Annotated in this window: 21 protein-coding genes and 1 other RNA gene; 5 read left to right on the top strand and 17 right to left on the bottom strand. The window is 59.0% G+C overall.

All coding sequences use genetic code 11. The features are described 5' to 3' along the window. Nucleotides 1-7: 7 nt before the first annotated feature. The 4 genes from VMV64_RS14020 to VMV64_RS14005 are packed head-to-tail and all read left to right on the top strand — an operon-like array spanning nt 8 to nt 4274. Complete coding sequence (locus VMV64_RS14020; RefSeq protein ID WP_325331379.1) at nt 8-466, top strand: (2Fe-2S)-binding protein; 459 nt, start codon at nt 8-10, stop codon at nt 464-466. 3 nt (nt 467-469) lie between these two features. Beyond that, entirely contained in the window at nt 470-2665 is a 2196-nt protein-coding gene (locus VMV64_RS14015) for a xanthine dehydrogenase family protein molybdopterin-binding subunit (RefSeq protein ID WP_325331377.1), read from the top strand. After that, nucleotides 2665-3669: an XdhC family protein gene (locus VMV64_RS14010; protein ID WP_325331507.1), complete on the top strand. Its 1005-nt coding sequence runs from the start codon at nt 2665-2667 to the stop codon at nt 3667-3669. Before VMV64_RS14015 ends, VMV64_RS14010 begins: the two co-directional genes overlap by 1 nt. Next, entirely contained in the window at nt 3666-4274 is a 609-nt protein-coding gene (locus VMV64_RS14005) for a nucleotidyltransferase family protein (protein ID WP_325331375.1), read from the top strand. The genes VMV64_RS14010 and VMV64_RS14005 overlap by 4 nt, the downstream gene beginning before the upstream one ends. Nucleotides 4275-4400: 126 nt before the next feature. Here VMV64_RS14005 and hybE read toward each other — a convergent pair whose 3' ends face one another. From hybE to VMV64_RS13980, 5 genes are read right to left on the bottom strand one after another with little or no spacing between them, the layout of a single operon-like run. Continuing rightward, a complete protein-coding gene (gene hybE, locus VMV64_RS14000) occupies nt 4401-4979 on the bottom strand; it encodes a [NiFe]-hydrogenase assembly chaperone HybE (RefSeq protein WP_325331373.1) in 579 nt (192 codons plus the stop codon). Next, nucleotides 4972-5484, bottom strand: coding sequence for a molecular chaperone TorD family protein (locus VMV64_RS13995; protein ID WP_325331371.1), 513 nt, complete (start codon nt 5482-5484; stop codon nt 4972-4974). Before VMV64_RS13995 ends, hybE begins: the two co-directional genes overlap by 8 nt. 6 nt (nt 5485-5490) lie before the next feature. After that, the gene (gene nrfD, locus VMV64_RS13990; RefSeq protein ID WP_325331369.1) at nt 5491-6447 is read right to left on the bottom strand and encodes an NrfD/PsrC family molybdoenzyme membrane anchor subunit; all 957 of its coding nucleotides are present in this window, start codon (nt 6445-6447) and stop codon (nt 5491-5493) included. A 3-nt stretch (nt 6448-6450) separates the two neighbouring features. Next, nucleotides 6451-7062: a sulfate reduction electron transfer complex DsrMKJOP subunit DsrO gene (gene dsrO, locus VMV64_RS13985; protein WP_325331367.1), complete on the bottom strand. Its 612-nt coding sequence runs from the start codon at nt 7060-7062 to the stop codon at nt 6451-6453. Continuing rightward, on the bottom strand, nt 7059-9851 hold the full coding sequence (locus tag VMV64_RS13980; protein ID WP_325331365.1) for a molybdopterin-dependent oxidoreductase: 2793 nt from the start codon (nt 9849-9851) through the stop codon (nt 7059-7061). The genes dsrO and VMV64_RS13980 overlap by 4 nt, the downstream gene beginning before the upstream one ends. A 213-nt stretch (nt 9852-10064) precedes the next feature. On the opposite strand from VMV64_RS13980, the gene ssrA reads away from it, so the two are divergent. Next, nucleotides 10065-10437, top strand: a transfer-messenger RNA (tmRNA) gene (gene ssrA, locus VMV64_RS13975). Nucleotides 10438-10526: 89 nt separating this feature from the next. On the opposite strand, the gene VMV64_RS13970 is transcribed toward ssrA, so the two are convergent. The 12 genes from VMV64_RS13970 to VMV64_RS13915 all read right to left on the bottom strand — a co-directional run bounded on the left by VMV64_RS13970 (nt 10527) and on the right by VMV64_RS13915 (nt 19574). Next, nucleotides 10527-11021 (bottom strand): TlpA disulfide reductase family protein, encoded by a 495-nt coding sequence (locus tag VMV64_RS13970; RefSeq protein ID WP_325331363.1) that lies wholly within the window; start codon nt 11019-11021, stop codon nt 10527-10529. An 85-nt stretch (nt 11022-11106) separates the two neighbouring features. Further along, complete coding sequence (locus tag VMV64_RS13965; protein ID WP_325331361.1) at nt 11107-12195, bottom strand: hypothetical protein; 1089 nt, start codon at nt 12193-12195, stop codon at nt 11107-11109. Beyond that, the gene (locus tag VMV64_RS13960) at nt 12192-13304 is read right to left on the bottom strand and encodes a YeeE/YedE family protein (RefSeq protein ID WP_325331359.1); all 1113 of its coding nucleotides are present in this window, start codon (nt 13302-13304) and stop codon (nt 12192-12194) included. The genes VMV64_RS13965 and VMV64_RS13960 overlap by 4 nt, the downstream gene beginning before the upstream one ends. A 102-nt stretch (nt 13305-13406) precedes the next feature. Next, nucleotides 13407-14237 (bottom strand): sulfur oxidation c-type cytochrome SoxA, encoded by an 831-nt coding sequence (soxA, locus tag VMV64_RS13955; RefSeq protein ID WP_325331357.1) that lies wholly within the window; start codon nt 14235-14237, stop codon nt 13407-13409. Between the two features lie 37 nt (nt 14238-14274). Next, on the bottom strand, nt 14275-14589 hold the full coding sequence (soxZ, locus tag VMV64_RS13950) for a thiosulfate oxidation carrier complex protein SoxZ (protein ID WP_325331355.1): 315 nt from the start codon (nt 14587-14589) through the stop codon (nt 14275-14277). Nucleotides 14590-14615: 26 nt separating this feature from the next. After that, the gene (soxY, locus tag VMV64_RS13945) at nt 14616-15086 is read right to left on the bottom strand and encodes a thiosulfate oxidation carrier protein SoxY (protein ID WP_325331353.1); all 471 of its coding nucleotides are present in this window, start codon (nt 15084-15086) and stop codon (nt 14616-14618) included. Nucleotides 15087-15106: 20 nt separating this feature from the next. Then, nucleotides 15107-15472: a sulfur oxidation c-type cytochrome SoxX gene (gene soxX, locus VMV64_RS13940; RefSeq protein ID WP_325331351.1), complete on the bottom strand. Its 366-nt coding sequence runs from the start codon at nt 15470-15472 to the stop codon at nt 15107-15109. A 78-nt stretch (nt 15473-15550) separates the two neighbouring features. Further along, nucleotides 15551-16060, bottom strand: coding sequence for a DUF302 domain-containing protein (locus tag VMV64_RS13935; protein ID WP_325331349.1), 510 nt, complete (start codon nt 16058-16060; stop codon nt 15551-15553). A 29-nt stretch (nt 16061-16089) separates the two neighbouring features. Continuing rightward, nucleotides 16090-16659 (bottom strand): pentapeptide repeat-containing protein, encoded by a 570-nt coding sequence (locus VMV64_RS13930; RefSeq protein WP_325331347.1) that lies wholly within the window; start codon nt 16657-16659, stop codon nt 16090-16092. Nucleotides 16660-16784: 125 nt separating this feature from the next. After that, nucleotides 16785-17273 carry a hypothetical protein gene (locus VMV64_RS13925; RefSeq protein WP_325331345.1) on the bottom strand — a complete coding sequence of 163 codons (489 nt, stop codon included), beginning with the start codon at nt 17271-17273 and terminating at the stop codon, nt 16785-16787. Between the two features lie 72 nt (nt 17274-17345). Beyond that, nucleotides 17346-18803 carry a hypothetical protein gene (locus tag VMV64_RS13920; protein WP_325331343.1) on the bottom strand — a complete coding sequence of 486 codons (1458 nt, stop codon included), beginning with the start codon at nt 18801-18803 and terminating at the stop codon, nt 17346-17348. 69 nt (nt 18804-18872) lie between these two features. Continuing rightward, nucleotides 18873-19574, bottom strand: coding sequence for a TlpA family protein disulfide reductase (locus VMV64_RS13915; protein WP_325331341.1), 702 nt, complete (start codon nt 19572-19574; stop codon nt 18873-18875). Nucleotides 19575-19776 lie beyond the last annotated feature (202 nt).

Genomic DNA, 19776 nt, shown 5'->3' with positions numbered 1-19776 from the left:
AATCCGCATGATCTCTTTTATCGTCAACGGCAAACCGCGCAATGTGGACGCCGCGCCTGACACGCCCCTGCTCTGGATACTGCGTGACAATCTGGGGCTGACCGGCACCAAATATGGCTGTGGCATGGGCCAGTGCGGCGCCTGCACCGTCCATCTGAACGGCGCCCCGGTGCGCGCCTGCATGACGCCGGTTTCGGCAGTTGCCGGGCAGAAGATCACCACCATCGAAGGCGCCCAGAGCAAGGCCGTGAAAGCCCTGCAGGATGCCTGGGTCAAACTCGACGTGCCGCAATGCGGCTACTGCCAGTCAGGGCAGATCATGTCGGCGGCGGCGCTGCTCGCGCGCAACCCCCATCCGACGGATGCCGATATCGATGCGGCGCTGGACGGCAACCTGTGCCGCTGCGCCACCTATCAGCGCATACGCGCGGCGGTGCATCAAGCCGCCAGAACGATGAGGGGGTGAGCCATGGACAAAATCATTAACCCGAGCCGGCGCGAGTTCCTGAAAACCGGCGCCGCTCTGGGCGCCGGCCTCACCATCGCGTTCTACCTGCCTGTCGGCGCCGCCAGGATGATGGCGAGTCAAGGCGCAGACAAATCCTTTGCGCCCAATGCCTTCATCCGGATCGCGCCCGACGACACCGTGACGGTAATCGTCAAGCACCTGGAGATGGGACAAGGGGTCAATACCGGCCTGCCGACCCTGGTCGCCGAGGAACTGGATGTACCCTGGGAAAAGATCAGAGTCGAATCGGCACCAGCCGACGCCAAGCTGTATAACAACCTGCTCTGGGGTCCGATGCAGGGTACCGGCGGCAGCACCGCCATGGCCAATTCGTTCGAGCAGCTGCGCCGGGCGGGCGCCACTGCGCGCGCCATGCTGATCGCGGCAGCGGCGGATAACTGGAAAGTGGACGCCAACACGCTCTCCACCAGCGACGGCATGGTGCTGCACCGCGCCAGCGGCCGCAAGGCAAGCTATGGACATCTGGCGGAGAAGGCAGCGACCATGCCCCAGCCTGCCGAAGTGCAGCTCAAGTCACCCAAGGATTTCAAGTACATCGGCAAGCAATTCAAGCGCACCGACTCGAAGGCAAAAGCCAACGGCAGCGCCCAGTTCGCTTTAGACCTGCGGCTGCCCGGCCAGCTCACCGCCCTGATCGCGCGCCCGCCGCTATTCGGTGCCAAGGTCAAACACGTTCAGGCAGAGCGGGCGAAAGCGGTGCCCGGCGTGCGCGCCGTGGTCGAAGTGCCGCGCGGCGTTGCCGTGATCGCGACGGACTTCTGGAGCGCCAAAAAAGGGCGCGATGCACTGCAGGTAGAATGGGACGAAACGGGCGCGGAGCGGGTCAGCACCGCCGATCAACGCGAACAGTACCTGGGATTGCTGAAACAGCCGGGCAAGGTGGCGCGCAACGAAGGCGATGCGGCGCAGGCCCTCGCCCAGGCGGCAAAAAAACTGGAAGCGACGTTCGAGTTTCCCTATCTCGCCCATGCCCCGATGGAGCCGCTCAACTGCGTCGTGCGACTGAAAGAAGGCGGCTGCGAAATCTGGGCAGGCTCCCAGTCGCAGACTGGCGATCAGGCAACTGCCGCGAAAATTCTGGGGCTCAAGCCGGAACAGGTACAGATCCACACCCTGCTTGCCGGCGGCAGTTTCGGCCGGCGCGCCAACCCCACCTCCGACTACATTGCGGAAGCGGTCTCGGTAGCCAAGGCCACAAACCATCTCAACGCACCGATCCACCTCATGTGGACGCGCGAAGACGACCTCCACGGCGGCTATTACCGGCCCATGTTCGCCCATGCCATCAGCGGTGGACTGGATGCCCAGGGCAACCCGGTAGCCTGGAGCCAGCGTCTTGTCGGCCAGTCGATTGCTGCCAACACGGCGTTCGAAGGCGCGATGATCAAGGACGGCGTCGACGTGACTTCGGTCGAGGGCGCATCCAACCTCGCCTACGCCATTCCCAATCTGCACGTTGAGCTGCATTCGCCCAAGCTGGGCGTGCCGGTGCTGTGGTGGCGCAGCGTCGGTCATACCCATACCGCCTTCTCGACGGAGATTTTCATCGACGAACTGGCGGTAGCCGCGGGCAAGGACCCCTACGAATTCCGCCACTCCCTGCTGGCCCATCAGCCGCGCCACAGGGGCGTGCTCGAACTGGCCGCCGCCAAGTCGGACTGGGGCAAGCCGCTGGCGCCAAAAAGCGGCGTGCGCCGCGGGCGCGGCATCGCGGTGCATGAATCGTTCCGATCCTTCGTCGCCGAGGTGGCGGAAGTCAGCGTCAGGCCGGACGGCTCGTTCACCGTCGACCGCGTGGTGTGCGCCGTGGACTGCGGCCTCGCGGTAAATCCTGACCAGGTCAGGGCGCAGATGGAAGGCGGTATCGGATTTGCCCTGTCGGCGGCCTTGCACAGCGCCATCACCTTCAAGGAGGGACGCGTCGAACAATCCAACTTCAAGGATTATCCGCTGCTGCGCATCCGCGAAATGCCCAAGGTCGAAGTGCACATTGCGCCGTCCGAGGCGGCACCCACCGGCGTCGGCGAACCGGGCGTGCCGCCGCTCGCCCCGGCGGTCGCCAATGCGCTGTTCGCCGCGACCGGCAAGCGCCTGCGCAAGCTGCCGTTCGAAACCGCTGAACTGCGGAGCGCATGATGGACAGCACGGATCTGGAAGTCCTGCGCAAGTGCCTGCAATGGCAGCAGGAAAGCCATCGCGTTACGCTCGCCACGGTGGTCAAAACCTGGGGCTCTTCACCGCGGCCAGTGGGCTCCATGCTTGCGGTGCGCGACGACGGCATGCTTGCCGGATCGGTTTCCGGCGGCTGCATCGAGGCCGATCTGATCGAGCGAGTGCACACCGCGCCGCCCACCCGACCGGAAGTGCTCACCTACGGCGGCTCCGCCGAGGAGTGTCACCTTTTCCGCCTGCCCTGCGGTGGCACGCTGCAACTGGTGCTGGAACCGGCGCCCAACGCACTCGTGCTGCAAGCAATCCTGGACGCCCTCACCCAGCGCAGGCTGATCGGCCGCCGCCTCGACCTTGCCATCGGCCGCACCACTCTTTACACGCCACACATCGACGAAACCACGCAGTTCGACGGACAGATGCTGACCGCCGTGCACGGCCCGCGCTGGCGGCTGCTCCTGATCGGCGCCGGCCAGATTTCCCGCTATCTGGCACAGATGGCCCAAGCCCTGGATTATCAGGTGCTGGCATGCGACCCGCGCGAGGAATACAGCGCGGTTTGGGGGGTTGCAGGCGCCGAACTCGTTCCAGGGATGCCGGACGATGCGGTAATCGCCTTCATGCCCGATGTCCGCAGTGCGGTGATTGCATTGACCCACGACCCCAAGCTCGACGACATGGCCCTGCTGGAAGCGCTCAAGTCGCCGGCATTCTACGTCGGCGCCGTCGGCTCGAACGCCAACAACCTGAGGCGGCGCGAGCGGCTGCGCCTGTTCGATCTTACGGAAATGGAAGTCGGCCGTCTGCATGGGCCGGTGGGACTGCCCATCGGCAGCCGCACGCCACCGGAAATCGCCGTGTCCGTTTTGGCCGAATTGACTGCGATACGCCACGGCATCGCGCTTGGCGTTCTGCCCGCTGCAAATGGCGAGAACAGGCTTTCACGCATGCCGGTAGCGACAGCCTCATGATCGTCGGCATCCTGCTGGCGGCGGGTTCTGGAACGCGCTTCGGCGGCGACAAACTGCTGTTCCCCCTGCCTGAAGGCACCCCGATCGGGGTAAAGGCGGCGCGCAATCTGCTAAGCGGCGTCGACCGTGGCGTCGCGGTGGTGCGCCCATCGGACCGGCGGCTTGCGGATTTGCTGGAGAGGGAAGGCTTGCAAGTGGCGTTCTGTCCCGATGCGGAAGCTGGCATGGGAACAAGCCTCGCTTTCGGTGTCAGTGCCGCGCAGGACGCAGACGGCTGTCTGATCGCCCTGGCCGACATGCCTTTTATCCAGAGCGGCACCATCCGCGGAGTAGCCGGTCTGCTCCGGGCCGGCGCGCAGATCGCGGCGCCGCAACATCAAGGCCGCCGAGGTCATCCGGTCGGCTTTGCGCACGGGTTTTTCCACGACCTCGCCCAACTCAACGGCGACCGGGGCGCGCGCGCTGTGCTTGCCGCCCATGCTGCTCGAATTCAGGTGCTTGAATGTGAAGACCGTGGCATTTTCACTGACATCGACACGCGGGACATGGGAATAATGAGCTTGGGAAAAGCGGTCAACCACAGAGACACAGAGGCACAGAGTTAAAAAACAAGAGAAAAATCCGGCGTACAACCTTCACCCCAATGGTGACAGGAAATTTGCTGGCAATTCACTGTTTCCTCTGTGTCTCTGTGCCTCTGTGGTAAAGAAACTGCCGTTTTATTGATGAAGCTATGCCTGATCCGTGCGCCCGGCGCGATTTCCCGCCAGCCGGGCGAAAAACTCCCGGCGCGAGACTTCCTTCTGCCAGCCGCATTCCCGTTTCTGCTCTTCCATCACCCGGTCGCGGGTCTTGATGACTTCGTCCCAGGCGGCGAACACCGCATCGGCGGAATCGAACCTCTCCATCGACTGCACCAGCGGTTGCAACAGGAAATGCCCGAGTTCGGGCAGGTAGTTGAGGTGCGCCTTCTGCGCCCCACCCAGGATGGTGAAATCCAGCAGCGGGCCGATCACGAGGAAGGAAGCCGCGGCGCGCTCGGCGGCGCTCCACCCGGCAGGAACGAGCAGGCCGGGATCGCGTTCGGGCAGGAACACCCGCGCCATCATCCACGGCGTCAGCAGGAGGAACACGCACCAGCCGTCGCTGCGGCGGAAGGCGCGGACTTCAACCGGCAGGTCGTGGTTGACCAGGAACTCGCCGCTGAAATAGTTGCGGTAAATCTCGCCGAAGGAGTCGCCTACTGCGGCGATCACCGCCTGGTCGTCGCTCTTGGGCAGCGCCCCCAGCTTCCAGGCTAAATCACTCATCGGACAGGCCCGCAAGCTGCTGGCCGAGCTGCCGGTAAATCAGCAGCCGGCTTTCCTGTTGCAGCACCGAGCCGATCCGGGGCAACCAGGTAGCGAGATGTTCCCCCCACAATTCCTGCAACAGTTCATTGCTGTGGCCACAGGGTTGCTCCTGCAAATAGGCGGCGCACTCCAACAGGGTGCCGAGATAGTCCGGCGGTGCGCCCTCGGCCTGCAAGCCGGCGCGGCGGTACAAATCGCCGAGCTGGTCGCAGGCGGCGCCGAACATCGCCCCGCTGAGGAACGCCGATTCGAACGGCGGACAGATGGTTTTCGGATGGCCGGAGATGAACAGGCGGGCGTGCTCCGCCTGCCATTCCTCCAGCGGCGTTAGCTCCAGCTCTGCGATGGACTCGCCGAGCCAGGCATGTTCCCCGGCCAGTTCGCGCAACACCTCCAGTGAATCGCCGCCGGGGCTAGCCAGCAGGCCGGAGAGCAGGTGCAGGGTTTCAGGGGAGGCGTTCATCCCCCACTACCACGGATAGGCATAAACGCCGGCATACATGAAATAGTGCCGCAGCATGTAGCCGCCCATCAGCACCAGCAGCGCCGCCGCCACTGTAGGGAGGCGGCTGCCCCAGCCCTTGATCACGCCCTTGAGTTCGAGGAAGAACGGCACCAGCAGGCCGAAGCCGATGAAGCCGACCAGCCAGCCGAAATCGTGCCACAACAACTGCGCCGAGCGGTAGCCGGATTCCGAGCCGGACAGGGTGTAGTTGAAGAAGGCGAACAGGATCACCAGTTCGGTAGCGATCAGGATCACGTCGAAACGCTCGTAGCGGTGGCGGATGTCCTGGTCGTTCTCGTCGGGGATGAACACGTTCAGCAGCAGCAACAGGTAGGCGAACGCCGTCGAGAACGCCGACACCGTGAACAGCAGCGGCACGCCGGGGTTGTGCCACAGCGCCACCGCCGGGAACGACTGGATCAGCAAGCCGGTATACACCGTGGTGCCGATGCCGTTGATGGTGGCGAGCCAGCCGACGATGCGGCGCCGCTTCAGGCAGCAGCCGGACAGCCATGCCACAAACCTCATCTGCAACAGCGCCCCGACTAGCGGCATGCGCATGAACAGCGGCGTTTCGCGCATGTAGGGCAGCGCGTAGAGCATGCCCCACACCATCATCCACAGTATGAACTGGGTGCCCCAGGCGATCCAGGCATGCGGCTGGTAAAACAGCACCAGGGGGTTGAGCACATAGATCACCGCAGTGTGGTGCAGAAGGTGGGCGAACAGCACCGCCGAGCTGATGGCGAGCATCACCACGCCGGACAGCGCGCCCCACAGAACGAGCTTGCGATGCGGCCGGCAATACATGTCGGTGAGGAAGCTGACCGAAAGGGTCGCCGCGCCCAGTCCGCCGAAGAACAGGTACATGGCGATCCACCAGGTCCAGATGCTTTGCGTCGTATAGGTCATGGTATCCATGGCTTAACCTTTCCGCTTCATGTCGTCGATGTAGTACACGTTCGGCCTGGTGCCCAGGTGCGGCATCAAGGGCTGCGCCACCCCGCTTGCCACCAGCTGCGTGACCGGGTCGGCAGGGTTGTCCAGGTCGCCGAACTGGCGCGCCGAGCCGACACAGGTTTCCACGCACGCCGGCTTCAGCCCCTTGTCGAGGCGGTGAGCGCAGAACGAGCATTTGTCCATGCTCGGGCTGGTGCGCTGGAGCTCGCCGTAGAATTCCTTGCCTTCGCGGATGTCGGCGTAGGTCACCTCGTAGCGGGCATCGTATGGGCAGGCCATGGCGCAAGCGCGGCAACCCATGCAGCGCTCCGGATCGATCATGACGATGCCGTCGGCACGCTTGTAGGTCGCCCCGGTCGGGCACACGGTCAGGCACGGCGGGTTGTCGCAGTGGTTGCACAGGCGCGGGAAGAAGCGCCGCCGCACCTGCTCGGCAACGCCGATTTCCTTCTCGTGCACGTAAGTGCGCCAGCTGCCCTTCCACACCGGGGTCTGGTTTTCCATCGCGCAGGCCGCCATGCAGGCATTGCAGCCGACGCAGGTATTCAAGTCGATCACCATTGCGTAGTGCGTCATGCCTGTACTCCTTTGCCTTCAATCTTCTTGATCCGAACCGTGAATTCCTGGGAGCGGAAGCCTGCCACCACCGGCTCGACGCTGTAAGGGATCAGCTTGCTGGTGGCGGTGCCCACGCCCACCGTGCGGGTGAGCATCGGGTTTTCCGCCCCGAAGCAGGAGTACAGGAAGATCGCGTCGCGGTGGATCAGGCGCGTGACATGGGCGTGGCCGTCCGCCGACTGGCCGGACATAACGTTGACCAGGTTGATCGCGTCGCCGTCCTTGATGCCGAGATAGGCCGCCCGCGCCGGGTGGATCCAGACGTTGGTGTAGACGCCCTTCTTGAACTTGTTGATCGCCGCCAGCACCGGGTTGTTGCTGTTGGTCGAGGCGTAGGACACGGTCGGCGCCTTGCCGTAGGTGAAGTAGAACTCGTCGTCGTCCAGCGCCCCGGTCTTGGCGCCCTTGCGGCACTCCGCCGGGATGTGGGTGGCCAGCACGCTGAAGTTGGGCGCCTTGCCGCCGCCCTTCCTGAGCATGTCGAACAGGCCGGAATAGAACTCGACCCGTCCGCTGCCGGTGGGCATCGGCAGCTTCCACGGCATGGCGGAATGTTCGAGGATTTTCTTGTGGTCCTCTTCCATATACACGCCCTTTTCGCGCAGCACGGTGTCGAGCTGCTTGACGGTGATGCCGGCCTTCTTCGCCGCCATTTCGAACGCCACCTCGCGGCAGGCGGCTGAGAACGGGCTCTTCACCTTCTGCGCCTGGTTGCGGGCGAGCTTCTCCCTGACCGGCGCGGCCGGCATGCCTGTGAGCTTCTCGACCCAGTCGAGGAAATGGTCGGTCTTGCCGCTGATGATCTCGGTGATTTTCAAGAGGATGTCCGGCATCTCGCGGGTGTCGTAGAGCGGGTCGATCGCCGGGTAGCGCGTCACCATGGCCAGATCGTGGTTGACGCCGTTGCCGTAGATATTGGGCTCGCCGCGCTCCAGATAGGTGGAGTTGGGCAAGATCACGTCGGCGTACATGGTGGTGTCGGAAGGCAGCACGTCGATGGCGATCACCAGTTCGACGTTCTTGTGCGACAGGATTTCCTTCCAGCGGCTGTCCGGGTAATAGTGGCGCACCGGATTGGCGGCGTTGACCAGGATGGCGCGGGTCAAATAAGGCTCGCCGTTGAAGTTGAGGTTGCCCTCCACCGACTCCTTCAGGCCGGTGTCAGCCATCACCGGCAGCATCACCCACGGCCGCCCAGCCTCGCGCTCCTGCTTGGAGAAGGCCCACGCCCAGCCGGGCTTGCCGTGGCCGAAATTCTTGCCGTCGGAGAAGGTGTCGATCACCATCTTGGCGAACGGCATGCCGGCCAGCGAGGTCATCGGCGGGCCGGCGGGATGCCCCTCTTGCTGCGCCTTGAAGGCGTGCGCCGCCTTGTGGTGGAACTCGCCGCTCATGATCCAGCCGCCGGTGCGGTCGATGCCGCCGGTCAAGGCCTGGATCATCGCCTGCACCCGGCGCAACATCATCATGTTGCCATAGCGCGCGCCGTGCCAGCCGGGATCGATGATCGCCGGGCGGGTGGTGCCGAATTCGCGCGCGATGCGGCCGATGGTGGCGGCCGACACGCCGGTGGAATGCTCCGCCCATTCCGGGGTGTAGCTCTTCACCTCGTCGAGTTGCGCCTGCAACACCGTCACCACCTCGTGGCCGTCCAGCTTCAGGCCGGGCGGGGCATAAAGCGCCGGATAGAAGGCTGTGCCGTCCACGTCGGTGGTGTTGTCGTTGGTCACGGCAGGAAGGGTGCGGATGGTGGAGGTTCTTTCCTGCACCACGCGCGGCTTGCCCTGGGCGTCCAGCGCCAGTTGCCACTGGCCTTCGGCATCTCGGTAAGAGAGGAACGGCATGTTGGAGTGACGCATCAGGAAATCGGCGTCGTAGAGCTTCTCGTCCAGCATGATCTTCAGCATCGCCAGGCAGAAATCCAGGTCGGTGCCGGGACGAATCGAAATCCACTCGTCCGCCTTGGAGGCGGTCTCCGACTGGCGCGAATCCAGCGCCACCACCTTGGCGCCGTTCTTGCGCCCCTGGGCGAAGCGCACCATGCGGCAGGTGGACACCGCGCCGATCGAGGCGTTGTTGGCGACGAACAGGATGTACTTGGCGTTGTCGTAGTCCGGCAGCACCTCGTCGTGGATGTTGAAGTTGCCGGTCACCGAGTCCGTTCCCAGATGCCCGGTGGTGACGCAGTGCTGCATCGGCGAGGCGATGATATTCGGCACCTTGTTGGCCAGCGCGAACGGCACCGCCCAGTTCATGTAGAACACGCAGGAAGTCCAGCCCCCCACCATGGTCCATTCCCAGGGCTGGATGTTGGCGGACTTCTGCTTCTTGGCGATGTACTCCCAGGTCTCTTCCCAGCTCGCCGGGCGGAACTTCATCTCGCCGCGCTTGGAGCCTTCCACCCGGATCAGCGGCGTTTTCAGCCGGTCGGTGTCATAGGTCTGGCGCAGCCCGGCCTGGCCGCGCGCGCAGATCTTGCCGCGGTTGAGCGTGGAATTGGGATTGCCGTCGAGCTTGACGATGCGCTTGACGCCGTTTTTCGTTTGCGTGGTGACGCGCAGATTGCACAGCGACGAGCAGAAATTGCAGATGCTGTAAGTGTATTCTTCGCTATCCGCCGCCCCGTTGCCGGCAGCGGTGGATTTGCCCAACAAACCTGCCGGCTTCAACAGCGTCAACCCAGCAGCGCCCAACCCTGTCGCCTTCAAAAAAGTGCGACGGGTCAGGCTCGGAAAGTTCCAAGCCATGTGCGACTCCTCCATTGTTATAATTCAATCCGCAAAAACAATTTATCCAGCCGGATTGTTCGGACTCAATCCTAGGTAAAACAACGAAGGAACGTCATTGATAATTCGCAATCCGGGGTAAATTTCCCGGAACCGGCTTCCACCTCCCTATTTCTGATAGAATTTGGATGTAGGTTGAACTTTTTGCTTCAGGGTTCATCTTATAGTCAGCATGGGGGCGACCCGGTTTCGACGTGGGTTGCAAAGCAGCGTAGGGCATACCGAGGCTCAGTTACCTCGTAAATCCATCTGAAAAAAACTAGTCGCAAACGACGAAAACTACGCTCTAGCCGCTTAATTGCCGGTTAGACTCTGCACCGGTTGGTCTCTGGGCCGGCTTGAAGCCGCAAGGTGGAAAGAGCAGAGTCATTTACAGAGACTCGTGTCGGTCCGGGTTGCTTGAACCGATCCTAAACTTAAGGCAACTAGCGTGAATTCAGCCTGTTCGGTTGGCGTGATTCGGGCGAAATCAAATAATCGGACTAAGTATGTAGAACTGCCTGTAGAGGGCTTGCGGACGGGGGTTCGATTCCCCCCGCCTCCACCATAATCGAGATAACCCGTTGAGAAATCAACGGGTTTTTCTTTTTCCACCTGTCGAACTGGTTTGGTGTCCCAAACTAGTGTCCCAAACAGCTATTCTTCTTTCAGTAGCGGCACGATGATTTTTTCCAGTTCACTGGCCGCGTTCTTGGGCTCGCAGTACCAAGCGCTTTTCCGCACGATACCGTGCCGGTCGATGATGAAAGTCATGGGAAGTCGCCAGATTCTTCCGAATTCGTCTGCCTTGACCGCCTCCAGCAGGGCGACTGGGTAGCTGTAGGAGTGTGCTACCGCCTTGACATTAGGTTCGTCGGCCTTGCCATCAATGCTAATGCCGATGATTTCCAGCCCCTGGTTATGGTAGAGCTTATAAAGTCCGTCGAGGGCCGGCATTTCTTCTCGGCAGGGCGGGCACCATGCGGCCCAGAAATTTACGATTACTACTTTCCCTCGCATGTCCTGCAAGCTGAAAGCGGTTCCACTCAGATACCGCCCTTCCAGTCCGGGGGCGGGTTTTCCTTCGTCAGGACCTCTGGCAAAGGCATTCCAGCTTGCCAGCAGGAGCAGGCAACAGATGATTTTTCGCATAGAAATCCCCGGAAAGCGGGAACCCCATTTGCCCATGAGGCTCTCCCCTTGGTATGGTCAGTTAGAAACGTGGTGCCCTGTCTTTTCAGAATGAATAGCGTGCACCCAATGAAGCGGTATAACGCGGCGCCAATTGCACCCCATTAACATTCTGATAAACCGGCAGTTGAACGTAACCATACACCGAAACCTGCTTGTTGACCGGCACAACGACACCTGGGCTGAGGTAGCTCAAAGTCCCGCCCGTGCTGATCGTATCCGCGTTTTGTCCGACATCGTGCTGGACATGACGAACGTTCAACTGAAGCTGGGGCGTTAAACCGGTAAAGCTCATGTAACGCACGCCCAGGTTGAGGTTGATGCCATCGCCAGGTTTGTACTGGTCACTTGAGTTCAACGCTTTTTGGACAATCGCCTGGGTAAAGTAATCCCAGTTCTGATTTATAACGTCAGCATAATAGGCGCCGAGAATGACATCGCTGGTGCCGGTTCCCGGTTGCAATCCGCGGTCGATCACGACCGAACCCGGCGCGGTAAGGTCGGTTGATGTGCCTGTTTTGGTATGGCTGCCAGTCGGTAGCTTGGCGCCAAAAAGCACACCGAAATTGTGCTGCGGACTGAAGCCCTGGTAGCGTCCGATGACCTTCACATCGCCAAGACTTGAAGTTCTTGAGTCGTACTGTCCGCCGCCCGCTCCCGGTGTTGTCCCGTCCGATGCCGTGCCGAGCGTGCTATGGCTTCGATCAATATAGGGCACTTGGACATTGACGCCCCAGTTGGGGTTGGGACTGTAGTCAAGTCCTACTGTCAGATAGTTGTTTTTGGTGTATTTCTCGACTTCCTGATTGTTGCCGTTGTTCACGATTTGGCTGGCGGAAGAGGGAGAAATCTTTCCAGTTCCGCTGCGCAGCTGATTTTGATTCAGATAGTCGTAGCGCACATCCAGCTTCAGTCCGGGCGAGGTGGAAAACCCCAAATTTTCCCAGTCTGAGCTCAGGGTGCAGCCGCAACTGGCGCAGGCCTGAGCAAGTATGGGAAAGCAGAATGTTATGCCCACCAATATGGCGGATGGCCGACGAATAATAAAAGACATTGCTGCCTCCTTGACGTTCTTGTCGAGAAACCCCGGGTTCAGCACGTTGCCGTTGACATAGCCATCGGCGGCTCCCTTCACGCTTCCCGCATCATCGTGTAATACTGCACCTTCATGGTGATGGCCGAACCGGCGACAATCGATGCAAACACCAGAAGAGAGCCCAGCGAGAGTGTAGAAACTCCGGTAATCCCCTGTCCGATGGTGCAACCCATCGCAGTGACGCCACCGAACCCCATCAGTGTGCCGCCGATAATGTGGTAGAACATGTCCTGTGAAGAGGAGAAGTGCTCCCAGCGGAATGACTTGGTAATCAGCGCATAAACGAAGGAGCCGATTCCTACACCGAATACGGTCGCAATGGCGAAAGTTATGATAGTCGAGGTATCGGTCCAGTACGCCCACAATTCCATGGTATAGGCGGTGGGCGCGATGAAGGACATCGATTCAGCCAAATGCGAATTGGTGCCGAAATAGGTGATTTCCAGCGTTTCCGGATTTTCTGCCAAGCCCAGATGACCGGTGACATACCAGCCTCCGACGACGACCAGGCCAATGATCAGGCCGGCCAGGTTGTTATCAAGGTGTTTGCGGAATTCGCGATCCATGAAAACGAAGATCAAAATCGCAAGTACGATGATGCCGGTTACCGCCAGTTGCATAGTTTTTGCATCAAGACCGCCCAATCCGGTTAACAGCGAAGGAATCGTCTGACCATGATCGAGCTGGAGCGTTACGGCAGGGGCTTGCAGAACCTTGGCACGAAAAGCGCCGAGTATGCCTTTCAATGTCACCATCGCGGCAAAGCCCATGTAAATGAACACCACGACCGATTTCAGGTTGCCGCCTCCGACACGCACCAGCGTTTTATTGCCACAGCCGGAACCCAGGGTCATACCGACGCCGAAGACCAGTCCGCCGACGATGTAGGCCAGCCAAGGAAAGCTGTTGCCGGTGTATAGGGTTTTTGACAGGTCGAGATAGCCGAGATAAGCAAGGACATTGGTGCCGATCATGGCTACGGCAATGGCCAGGAGCCATGCGCGCATGCGGCCCCAGTCGCCCATGTTGACCACATCGGAAACGGCACCCATTGTGCAGAAATTACTTTTATTGGCGATGAAGCCGAAAATCGTTCCCAATCCAAAACCCCACCAGGCAATCGTCGTTGCCAGATTAGATGCAGCCATCTGTAATTCACCTCATTTTGACGCGATATTCATTAGCCGATGGACGTGTCCCAGTGTTAAAAAAATGCCGCGCGAACGCGGCACAAAGGAGGGAGCGCGAGATTATTTACGGAATACGGATGCCTTCATGGCGAGCCCGTTGCTCTGGTATGAATGGTAGTATTCAAGGTTGTTGTAATATTCGCCGCCCAACGGCTGCGGTATGGCCCGGGTCATCACATTGCAGGCCGCATAACGCTTTTGCAGGGTAAACAGATTTTCGCCTTCCCTGAACACTGGCCAGTGAGTGGTCTGCCCGGGTACCGGAGACAGGTATTCGGTGCGAACGATGTTGCCAACATTGTCGATATGGCAACTTGCACAGGAGAAGTTGAGCTGTCCCCGACGGCCGTAGAATCCGCCTTTCCCCGCTTCGTACGCAGCCCGTGCACGAGGCGTATCGACGTGAATATTCATCTTCATGCCATCGGAAAGTGTGCGCGCATAGGCCGTCAGAACACCCATGGTGCTCATGTCGTCATAGGCGAACTCAGGCTCTCCGTTGTCCTTGCGGCACTTGTTCAAGGCCATCTCGAAGGTGACCACCTTGCCCGATTGCTCATCGAAATAAGGGTAATTGCCGGCCACCATCTTGCCTCCGTTAGGGAAACAGCCCGCTAAACTCTTCCTGTTCCTGAAAGGAGCTTCCCAAATGACGCGTCCTTTCTCGATCTGGTTTTCGAACGGCGGGAATTCCATCAGGCTGTCGTACTGCGCCTTGGAATCACGCGTGAAAATCAGTGCACCGTAGATATAATCCTCCACCTTGATTGCAGGAAACTTATGTCTCATGGTTTCGATGAGCTGCTTGCGATCCTCTTCCGGGGAAGCCGCAACGTTAAACGTAGCGGCGAAAACGCTGGCGCAAAATAGGGTCAATAATATTTTGTTCATTCCTGCCTCCAATATCTAAAGCTGATAGGGCCACTCATCAACCGACCGTTGCCTCGCCCTTGTTCTTCTCGCCCTTGTTATCGACCGTGCTGATTACAACTTTGTCGCCGGGCTTGGCGCCTTTTACTTTGAAGCCGAGAAATGGGTTCTTTGAAATCGCCACGCCCCATTGTGCCTCCAGTACGGTTTTGCCATTCACCTCTGCGGTCACTGTCTGAATGAAGTGGGCAGGAATGAACTGCCCGGTCTTGGCATCTTTGCGCAGACCAGTTTCCATAATGTGCAGCATCAGCACTTTGATATCCACTACATCGCCCGTCGCCTGGGCGCGAATTTTCATCGGTTCAGCCATGTCGTTCTCCTTATTCAGCTATTCCATCAACCGCCACAACCGCCAATAGTGACTTTGACCTCTTTGCTGGCGGTATAAAATTTGCCTCCAGAATTGACCACTACGCGGACAATGGACGTCTGGCTCATCTTGATGCGGGTCGAGACGAAGCCTTCGGCTCCATGAGCCAGCGTAAAATCTGCTATTAGCGGGTTCACATTTTTCTCGACGAAAATCGCAATCGACTGGGTATCGGGCAGCTTACTGATCACCTCCACCGGAACAACGGCGCCGTTTTCGGCAATATCGGGAGCCTTGATGAAGATTTCCTTGGTCTCGATGGGAGATGCGGCACCCAGCCCTTTCAAGGCATCCGGAACGGCTTTGGCTTCGAACGCGGATTTATTCCATTCCAGCGCCAAAACTCGAGTCGGCTGCAATAATCCGGCGGCGACACATACTGCCAGCGCGGTGGCGGCACCGCCTGTCTTCAAAAATTCCCTGCGTAACTCATTCATGGTTTCTTCTTCCTTTAACGTCAAAGACCGAATACGTAATCCACCACCTTGTCGATTTCCTGTTCGGTCAGGATGCTGTGCCTGCCGAAAGGCGGCATTACTGTTTTGGGATTGGCCACGGTGGCATCCCAAATCTGGGTGCGCAGCTTCGCCTTGTCAGGATATCGTTGGCTTATCACGATCAAGGGCGGCCCGATATTGGCTTGCGTGACCGCTGCGGGGTCTGTCGGAGCGGTATGGCAGCCCAGACAGTTTCCCTTTTTATTGTCGAATGCCAGTTGCTGACCCGTCATTTCCTTTTTGACTGAGTCGGCCATTGCCGGGAGAACGCCCGGACCGAATGAAAGCACGCACATTGCAGCGGTCATGTATGAAACAGGTTTCATTTAATGCTCCTTCCTAAACAAAAGGATTTAATAACTACTTTCAACAAAATCAGGGTATAACCCGTCTCGTTATTCAATTTAGAACCCTCCCGCGGCAGCACTTTCCAGGATGGCGTGAATATCCTTGTCGAACTCTTCCAGGGTGTTTTTCGCCTCCGCCGAGAGTCCGCCTTCGGTAGCCAGAACCGTCCCGATATAGCTGGGCCTGAGTACCATCACCCTGGTCTTGCCCTCTTCCTCGAACAACGCCAGGCGCAGCGGAGCGAACATCTCGAAACCGTGGTTCGAGCGGGTTACCCGGTATGCCTTGGCCAGGTTGATGAATTCGACGAGCAGGATCGGGCCGGCCTTGATGCCTCGTCCGGCAAGCCCTTCCTGTACGTCAAGCTGGTTGATGATGGTGTAATTCCTGCCTTCCAGGGCCGAAACCAGCATATCCCGGGCAGCCTCGATTTTCTCGCCGACGCTCGCCCGGTAGAGAACTTGCGTCTTCTCCACGCCTGCCGCCGTGGCCGGCGATGCTGCCAGCAGCACGGCAGCCAGTCCGAGCGCGGCAAACGCCGCCCGCAGCAAATACATTCCGCCCATCAGGTTACCTCCGTAATATCTGGGAACCGCTACCATTTGCATGGCCCCGGTTCCCGGTTAGGACAAGTTGTGGCCGCATCGGACTCGACCCTTTCGAGATTCGCGTCGCTCAGGTTGGCGGAATTTAGATCCGCACCCTTCAGGCTTGCCCCGACAAGTTCCGCAAACATGAATCGCGCTTCGTAGAGATCGGCCCGATCCAGGATCGTCCCAGCCAGGTTTGCACCCTCCAGATTGGAGTAATCCATCTTTGCGCCGGCCAGATTGCTGTTGCTCAAGTCGGCCAGATTGAAATTGGTCCTGCTCGCCAGAGCATCCCGCATGTCGCAACCGGTGAGTCTGGCTTGCACCAGGCTTGCGCCGCTGATATTGGCGCTTTTCAAATGCGCCCGGTTCAGGTTGGCTTTGGCAAGATCCGCACCAGTCAGGGTGACCCTTTCCAGGTTCGCCGCGGCAAGATTGGCACCCGCCAGCTTTGCTCCCATCAGGTTGAGGCCGGCCAAGTCCGCACCCGCCAGATTGCATCCGACGCACGCGTTGGTTGCAAGCAGCGTCTGCCGCGCATCGCCTGCCGCCATGGTCTGAGTCGCCGCCAGCATTTGAAATACTCCCCAAACAACCCGCGCGCCATCTGTCAATCCGATCTTCCTCATACCCTGTGTGCTTGCCTGAAAAAAGATGCGTGACTCGATCCCGGTTGCCCTCAGGGAAACCGCCGCTTCCGCTAATGATGATGTTGCATTGCTTCAGCCTCCGCTTTCGCGCCGGGCGCATACCGGGCTTGCAGGGGAGGGTGGCCTTTCATGGTGACAGTCAGTACCACCCGGGTATTGGGGGTCGATTTGATGCGCGGGTCCAGCCCGACCAGCTGGTTCTTGCCACTCGGGGCAAGGGCAACGATGACCCGCTCGCCATTATTGATGACCATTGCCTCGGCTTTGGCCCCGACCGTGTCCTGTGGCTGGTCGCCGTGATCGGTTACCCACACCGTGGCCACACCGTCCCGGATCAACAACTCGAAATGGTACATGTCGGCCATTTGTAGAGAGCCGCCATGCGGTCCCTGGATAGTCGCCAGATAATCATTGCTGTGCGACAGCGCAACGCCAGAATGGATAAAAAAAGCGGCGGTCAAAAAAAACCATGCGGCCAGCCTGCTGTACGGACGGTGCGCCACCGTCAAACAGGTTGAAGAATATTTCGAATCGAGCATTTTAATTCCCTCCAGCGGGAGCCGGTTACCCGGCCCCCGATCGGTTTTATTAAAAGGAAATAGCCATTGCCGTTATACCGAGGTGCTGCGCGAGGCTTTCATCCCCTCCCAGTCTTTTGGTACGACGACGTGATCATGGTGGCCGGCGGGACTTGGAAGACGGGCTTCGATCTTGTCGGTATCACAATTAATCACCACCAATCCAGTTTGTCCGGCCTGATTTCCGCTGTATACGGTTGTCATGTACTTGCCGTCGACCGTGCAGTCGCAAGTGTGCGGATCGGGACCAGTATCCCATTTGGCGACCACCTGCCAAGTCTTGGGATCGACCTTGCAGATATAGCCATTGTTGGGTTTGCGCGCCCAGATCGTGAAGAAGGCCCAGCGCGAATCCGGCACATTGCCCATATGCAACGGCAGATACTTGTTGCCGAAGCCTTCGACGAAGGCTTCCTTCTTCCACTTGAGGGGATTGGGATCGGTGCTGCGGTAGACCGCGATATTGTTCTGCAGCACGTTGTTGCAGGCGAGGAAGTATTCGCCGCTGGGAAGGAAGCCCGCCTCGTGCAACGGAGTGAGCACGGAGGGCACGGAGAAAGTCCAGGTATATCCCTGCTGCTTGGTCAACGGGAAATTGTCCGGGGCGCCCTTGGCAGTGGAAAGCAGCGCCAGAACCTCCCAGGTACGGGTGTCGACAATCGCGCAACAGCCGAGGCGGCGAATCAGGATGGCGCCCAGCGGCAGCGTCGGGTGCCAGGTAAATGCGTCGACGAAGACAGCAGTCGGATCGGCCGGCATCAACTCTTCGCCCAGCATCGCCTCGTGCGAGGTCTTCATCCCCTTGCGGCCCTGGAAATCGAACTTGCCGGTGGAAGCTTCCGGGAATACGTGAGAGATATTCACCTGGCGTGCCACCGGATCGTAATCCACGCGCATCGCCTTGACGATCTTGGGGTTGTCGTCAACGGTGGTAATGAGCACCATATCCTTCTGGCCGTCGGCAAAAGCCACGTACTTGTTGGCATTCTCGCCGACCCCGATGGAAACGTGTACGCCCAGCGCCATCCCGGTAGTGGCCGAAATATCGTTGACCACGCTGAAATGATTCTGCTTGCCCTCGCCGTGATAACGCATTTTCAACATTCTGAAATCACCTCTGTTTCTCCACTCCGGCGAGTTCTCGTTGACGTACGGCGAAGCCGGCGGCTGGAACGTCTGATAGAAGTCGAATGTCTTGTACGGATCGGCCGACGGCATCGCGGCAATATGATGCGGGATGGCCATTTCCATGCCCGTCAGACTGTAGGGAAAAAAGGCCAGCGATTCGGGCACTGCAAGGTCGAACGCACTCACGTTACCGCTATATTTACCGGGCAATAAAATAACGTTTCCCTCAAATTTCTTGAAGACTTCCGCCTGACCCTCCCCTGTGTTGTCGTGCCTGGCCGCCATTGCATAATTGGACAGCATCAAACCTCCCACGCCGCCAGCCATGCCTACCGTCATTGCGCCTTTCACGGCGCTCTTCATAAAATCTCGTCTAGTAATTGACACGTTCGTACTCCTTAGAAATAAGCAAAATGATCTAGCTGGCTATAACTAGATGTCCCCATGTTTCCAGTTTTGCGGACCCACAAAAACCTTCTCCACGACCCCACTCGCGGTTAGGACAAAAATGGTCGGCAAACCTCTGAAACCCAGGCGATTGGACAGGCCAGTCGGGCTCAACGCGTCGTTGGGCGCCACATACATGGGAGTGGTAATGCCTTTTTCTTTCTTGATAACATTCAGTGTTCTCACAGTCCCTTCGATCGGCGAAATCCCCATCAGGGCGGTCCCTACCGTATCGGTATTGAGGGACAGCATCTGGGTTGTCGCAGCGTTCTTGGCCATGAAATCCTGAACTTTTTTCAGTTCGTTTACCGAAACCGGCACGGCAGAAATGAAGAACACCAGCACCGTTCTTTTTCCGGCGATCAGCTTGCCGAAATCTGCGGGCTTACCAGATAGATCGAAGATTTCGATATCCGTAGGAAATTTGGCACCCACCTTGATCGGGTCCGGGTAGACTTGCCCCCCGACCTGTTCCGCAGTGGGAAAAATGCCGTCCTTGCTGTCAGCCATGGCGGCACCGCTGAACATCTGCAAAAAAGCAAAGCCCAAGGCAACCGATAAGCCAGCTCTACGGCTAAGTGCTCCGGTCCCCTTCCGAATTAACGCTGTCTTCCGTTTCATGGATTGCCTACTTTCTTTAATTTGATAAAAAAAAAGATACTGCAACCCTCTCTTAGCAACAGCCATGCCAGATTGTTTATATGATATTAATCAGTATGTTGAGTTTTATAAGACAAGCCGATGCGAGCGCAAACCACTATCCGGTTTCAACTTGGAACGCGCGTGAAACACGGAAAGCAGCTGGGTCGAAAAGCAGGGGAAAAATAAACAACCAGGGAGGGCAGTGATTAATGACACCAATCAAACCGTAACCCGGATGGGATGAAAT

The sequence above is a fragment of the Sulfuricella sp. genome (assembly GCF_035531155.1).
Taxonomy (GTDB): Bacteria; Pseudomonadota; Gammaproteobacteria; order Burkholderiales; family Sulfuricellaceae; genus Sulfuricella.
The sequence above is the reverse complement of the archived record's forward strand: the minus strand, read 5'-3'. Positions and strand labels throughout refer to the sequence as shown.

What these genes read in the sequence shown, in the direction of transcription:
- VMV64_RS14020 (WP_325331379.1), top strand. Translation starts at nt 8, where the DNA reads ATGATCTCTTTTATCGTCAACGGCAAACCGCGCAATGTGGACGCCGCG.
- VMV64_RS14015 (WP_325331377.1), top strand. Translation starts at nt 470, where the DNA reads ATGGACAAAATCATTAACCCGAGCCGGCGCGAGTTCCTGAAAACCGGC.
- VMV64_RS14010 (WP_325331507.1), top strand. Translation starts at nt 2,665, where the DNA reads ATGGACAGCACGGATCTGGAAGTCCTGCGCAAGTGCCTGCAATGGCAG.
- VMV64_RS14005 (WP_325331375.1), top strand. Translation starts at nt 3,666, where the DNA reads ATGATCGTCGGCATCCTGCTGGCGGCGGGTTCTGGAACGCGCTTCGGC.
- hybE (WP_325331373.1), bottom strand. Translation starts at nt 4,979, where the DNA reads ATGAGTGATTTAGCCTGGAAGCTGGGGGCGCTGCCCAAGAGCGACGAC.
- VMV64_RS13995 (WP_325331371.1), bottom strand. Translation starts at nt 5,484, where the DNA reads ATGAACGCCTCCCCTGAAACCCTGCACCTGCTCTCCGGCCTGCTGGCT.
- nrfD (WP_325331369.1), bottom strand. Translation starts at nt 6,447, where the DNA reads ATGGATACCATGACCTATACGACGCAAAGCATCTGGACCTGGTGGATC.
- dsrO (WP_325331367.1), bottom strand. Translation starts at nt 7,062, where the DNA reads ATGACGCACTACGCAATGGTGATCGACTTGAATACCTGCGTCGGCTGC.
- VMV64_RS13980 (WP_325331365.1), bottom strand. Translation starts at nt 9,851, where the DNA reads ATGGCTTGGAACTTTCCGAGCCTGACCCGTCGCACTTTTTTGAAGGCG.
- VMV64_RS13970 (WP_325331363.1), bottom strand. Translation starts at nt 11,021, where the DNA reads ATGCGAAAAATCATCTGTTGCCTGCTCCTGCTGGCAAGCTGGAATGCC.
- VMV64_RS13960 (WP_325331359.1), bottom strand. Translation starts at nt 13,304, where the DNA reads ATGGCTGCATCTAATCTGGCAACGACGATTGCCTGGTGGGGTTTTGGA.
- soxA (WP_325331357.1), bottom strand. Translation starts at nt 14,237, where the DNA reads ATGAACAAAATATTATTGACCCTATTTTGCGCCAGCGTTTTCGCCGCT.
- soxZ (WP_325331355.1), bottom strand. Translation starts at nt 14,589, where the DNA reads ATGGCTGAACCGATGAAAATTCGCGCCCAGGCGACGGGCGATGTAGTG.
- soxY (WP_325331353.1), bottom strand. Translation starts at nt 15,086, where the DNA reads ATGAATGAGTTACGCAGGGAATTTTTGAAGACAGGCGGTGCCGCCACC.
- soxX (WP_325331351.1), bottom strand. Translation starts at nt 15,472, where the DNA reads ATGAAACCTGTTTCATACATGACCGCTGCAATGTGCGTGCTTTCATTC.
- VMV64_RS13935 (WP_325331349.1), bottom strand. Translation starts at nt 16,060, where the DNA reads ATGGGCGGAATGTATTTGCTGCGGGCGGCGTTTGCCGCGCTCGGACTG.
- VMV64_RS13930 (WP_325331347.1), bottom strand. Translation starts at nt 16,659, where the DNA reads ATGCTGGCGGCGACTCAGACCATGGCGGCAGGCGATGCGCGGCAGACG.
- VMV64_RS13925 (WP_325331345.1), bottom strand. Translation starts at nt 17,273, where the DNA reads ATGCTCGATTCGAAATATTCTTCAACCTGTTTGACGGTGGCGCACCGT.
- VMV64_RS13920 (WP_325331343.1), bottom strand. Translation starts at nt 18,803, where the DNA reads ATGAAGAGCGCCGTGAAAGGCGCAATGACGGTAGGCATGGCTGGCGGC.
- VMV64_RS13915 (WP_325331341.1), bottom strand. Translation starts at nt 19,574, where the DNA reads ATGGCTGTTGCTAAGAGAGGGTTGCAGTATCTTTTTTTTTATCAAATT.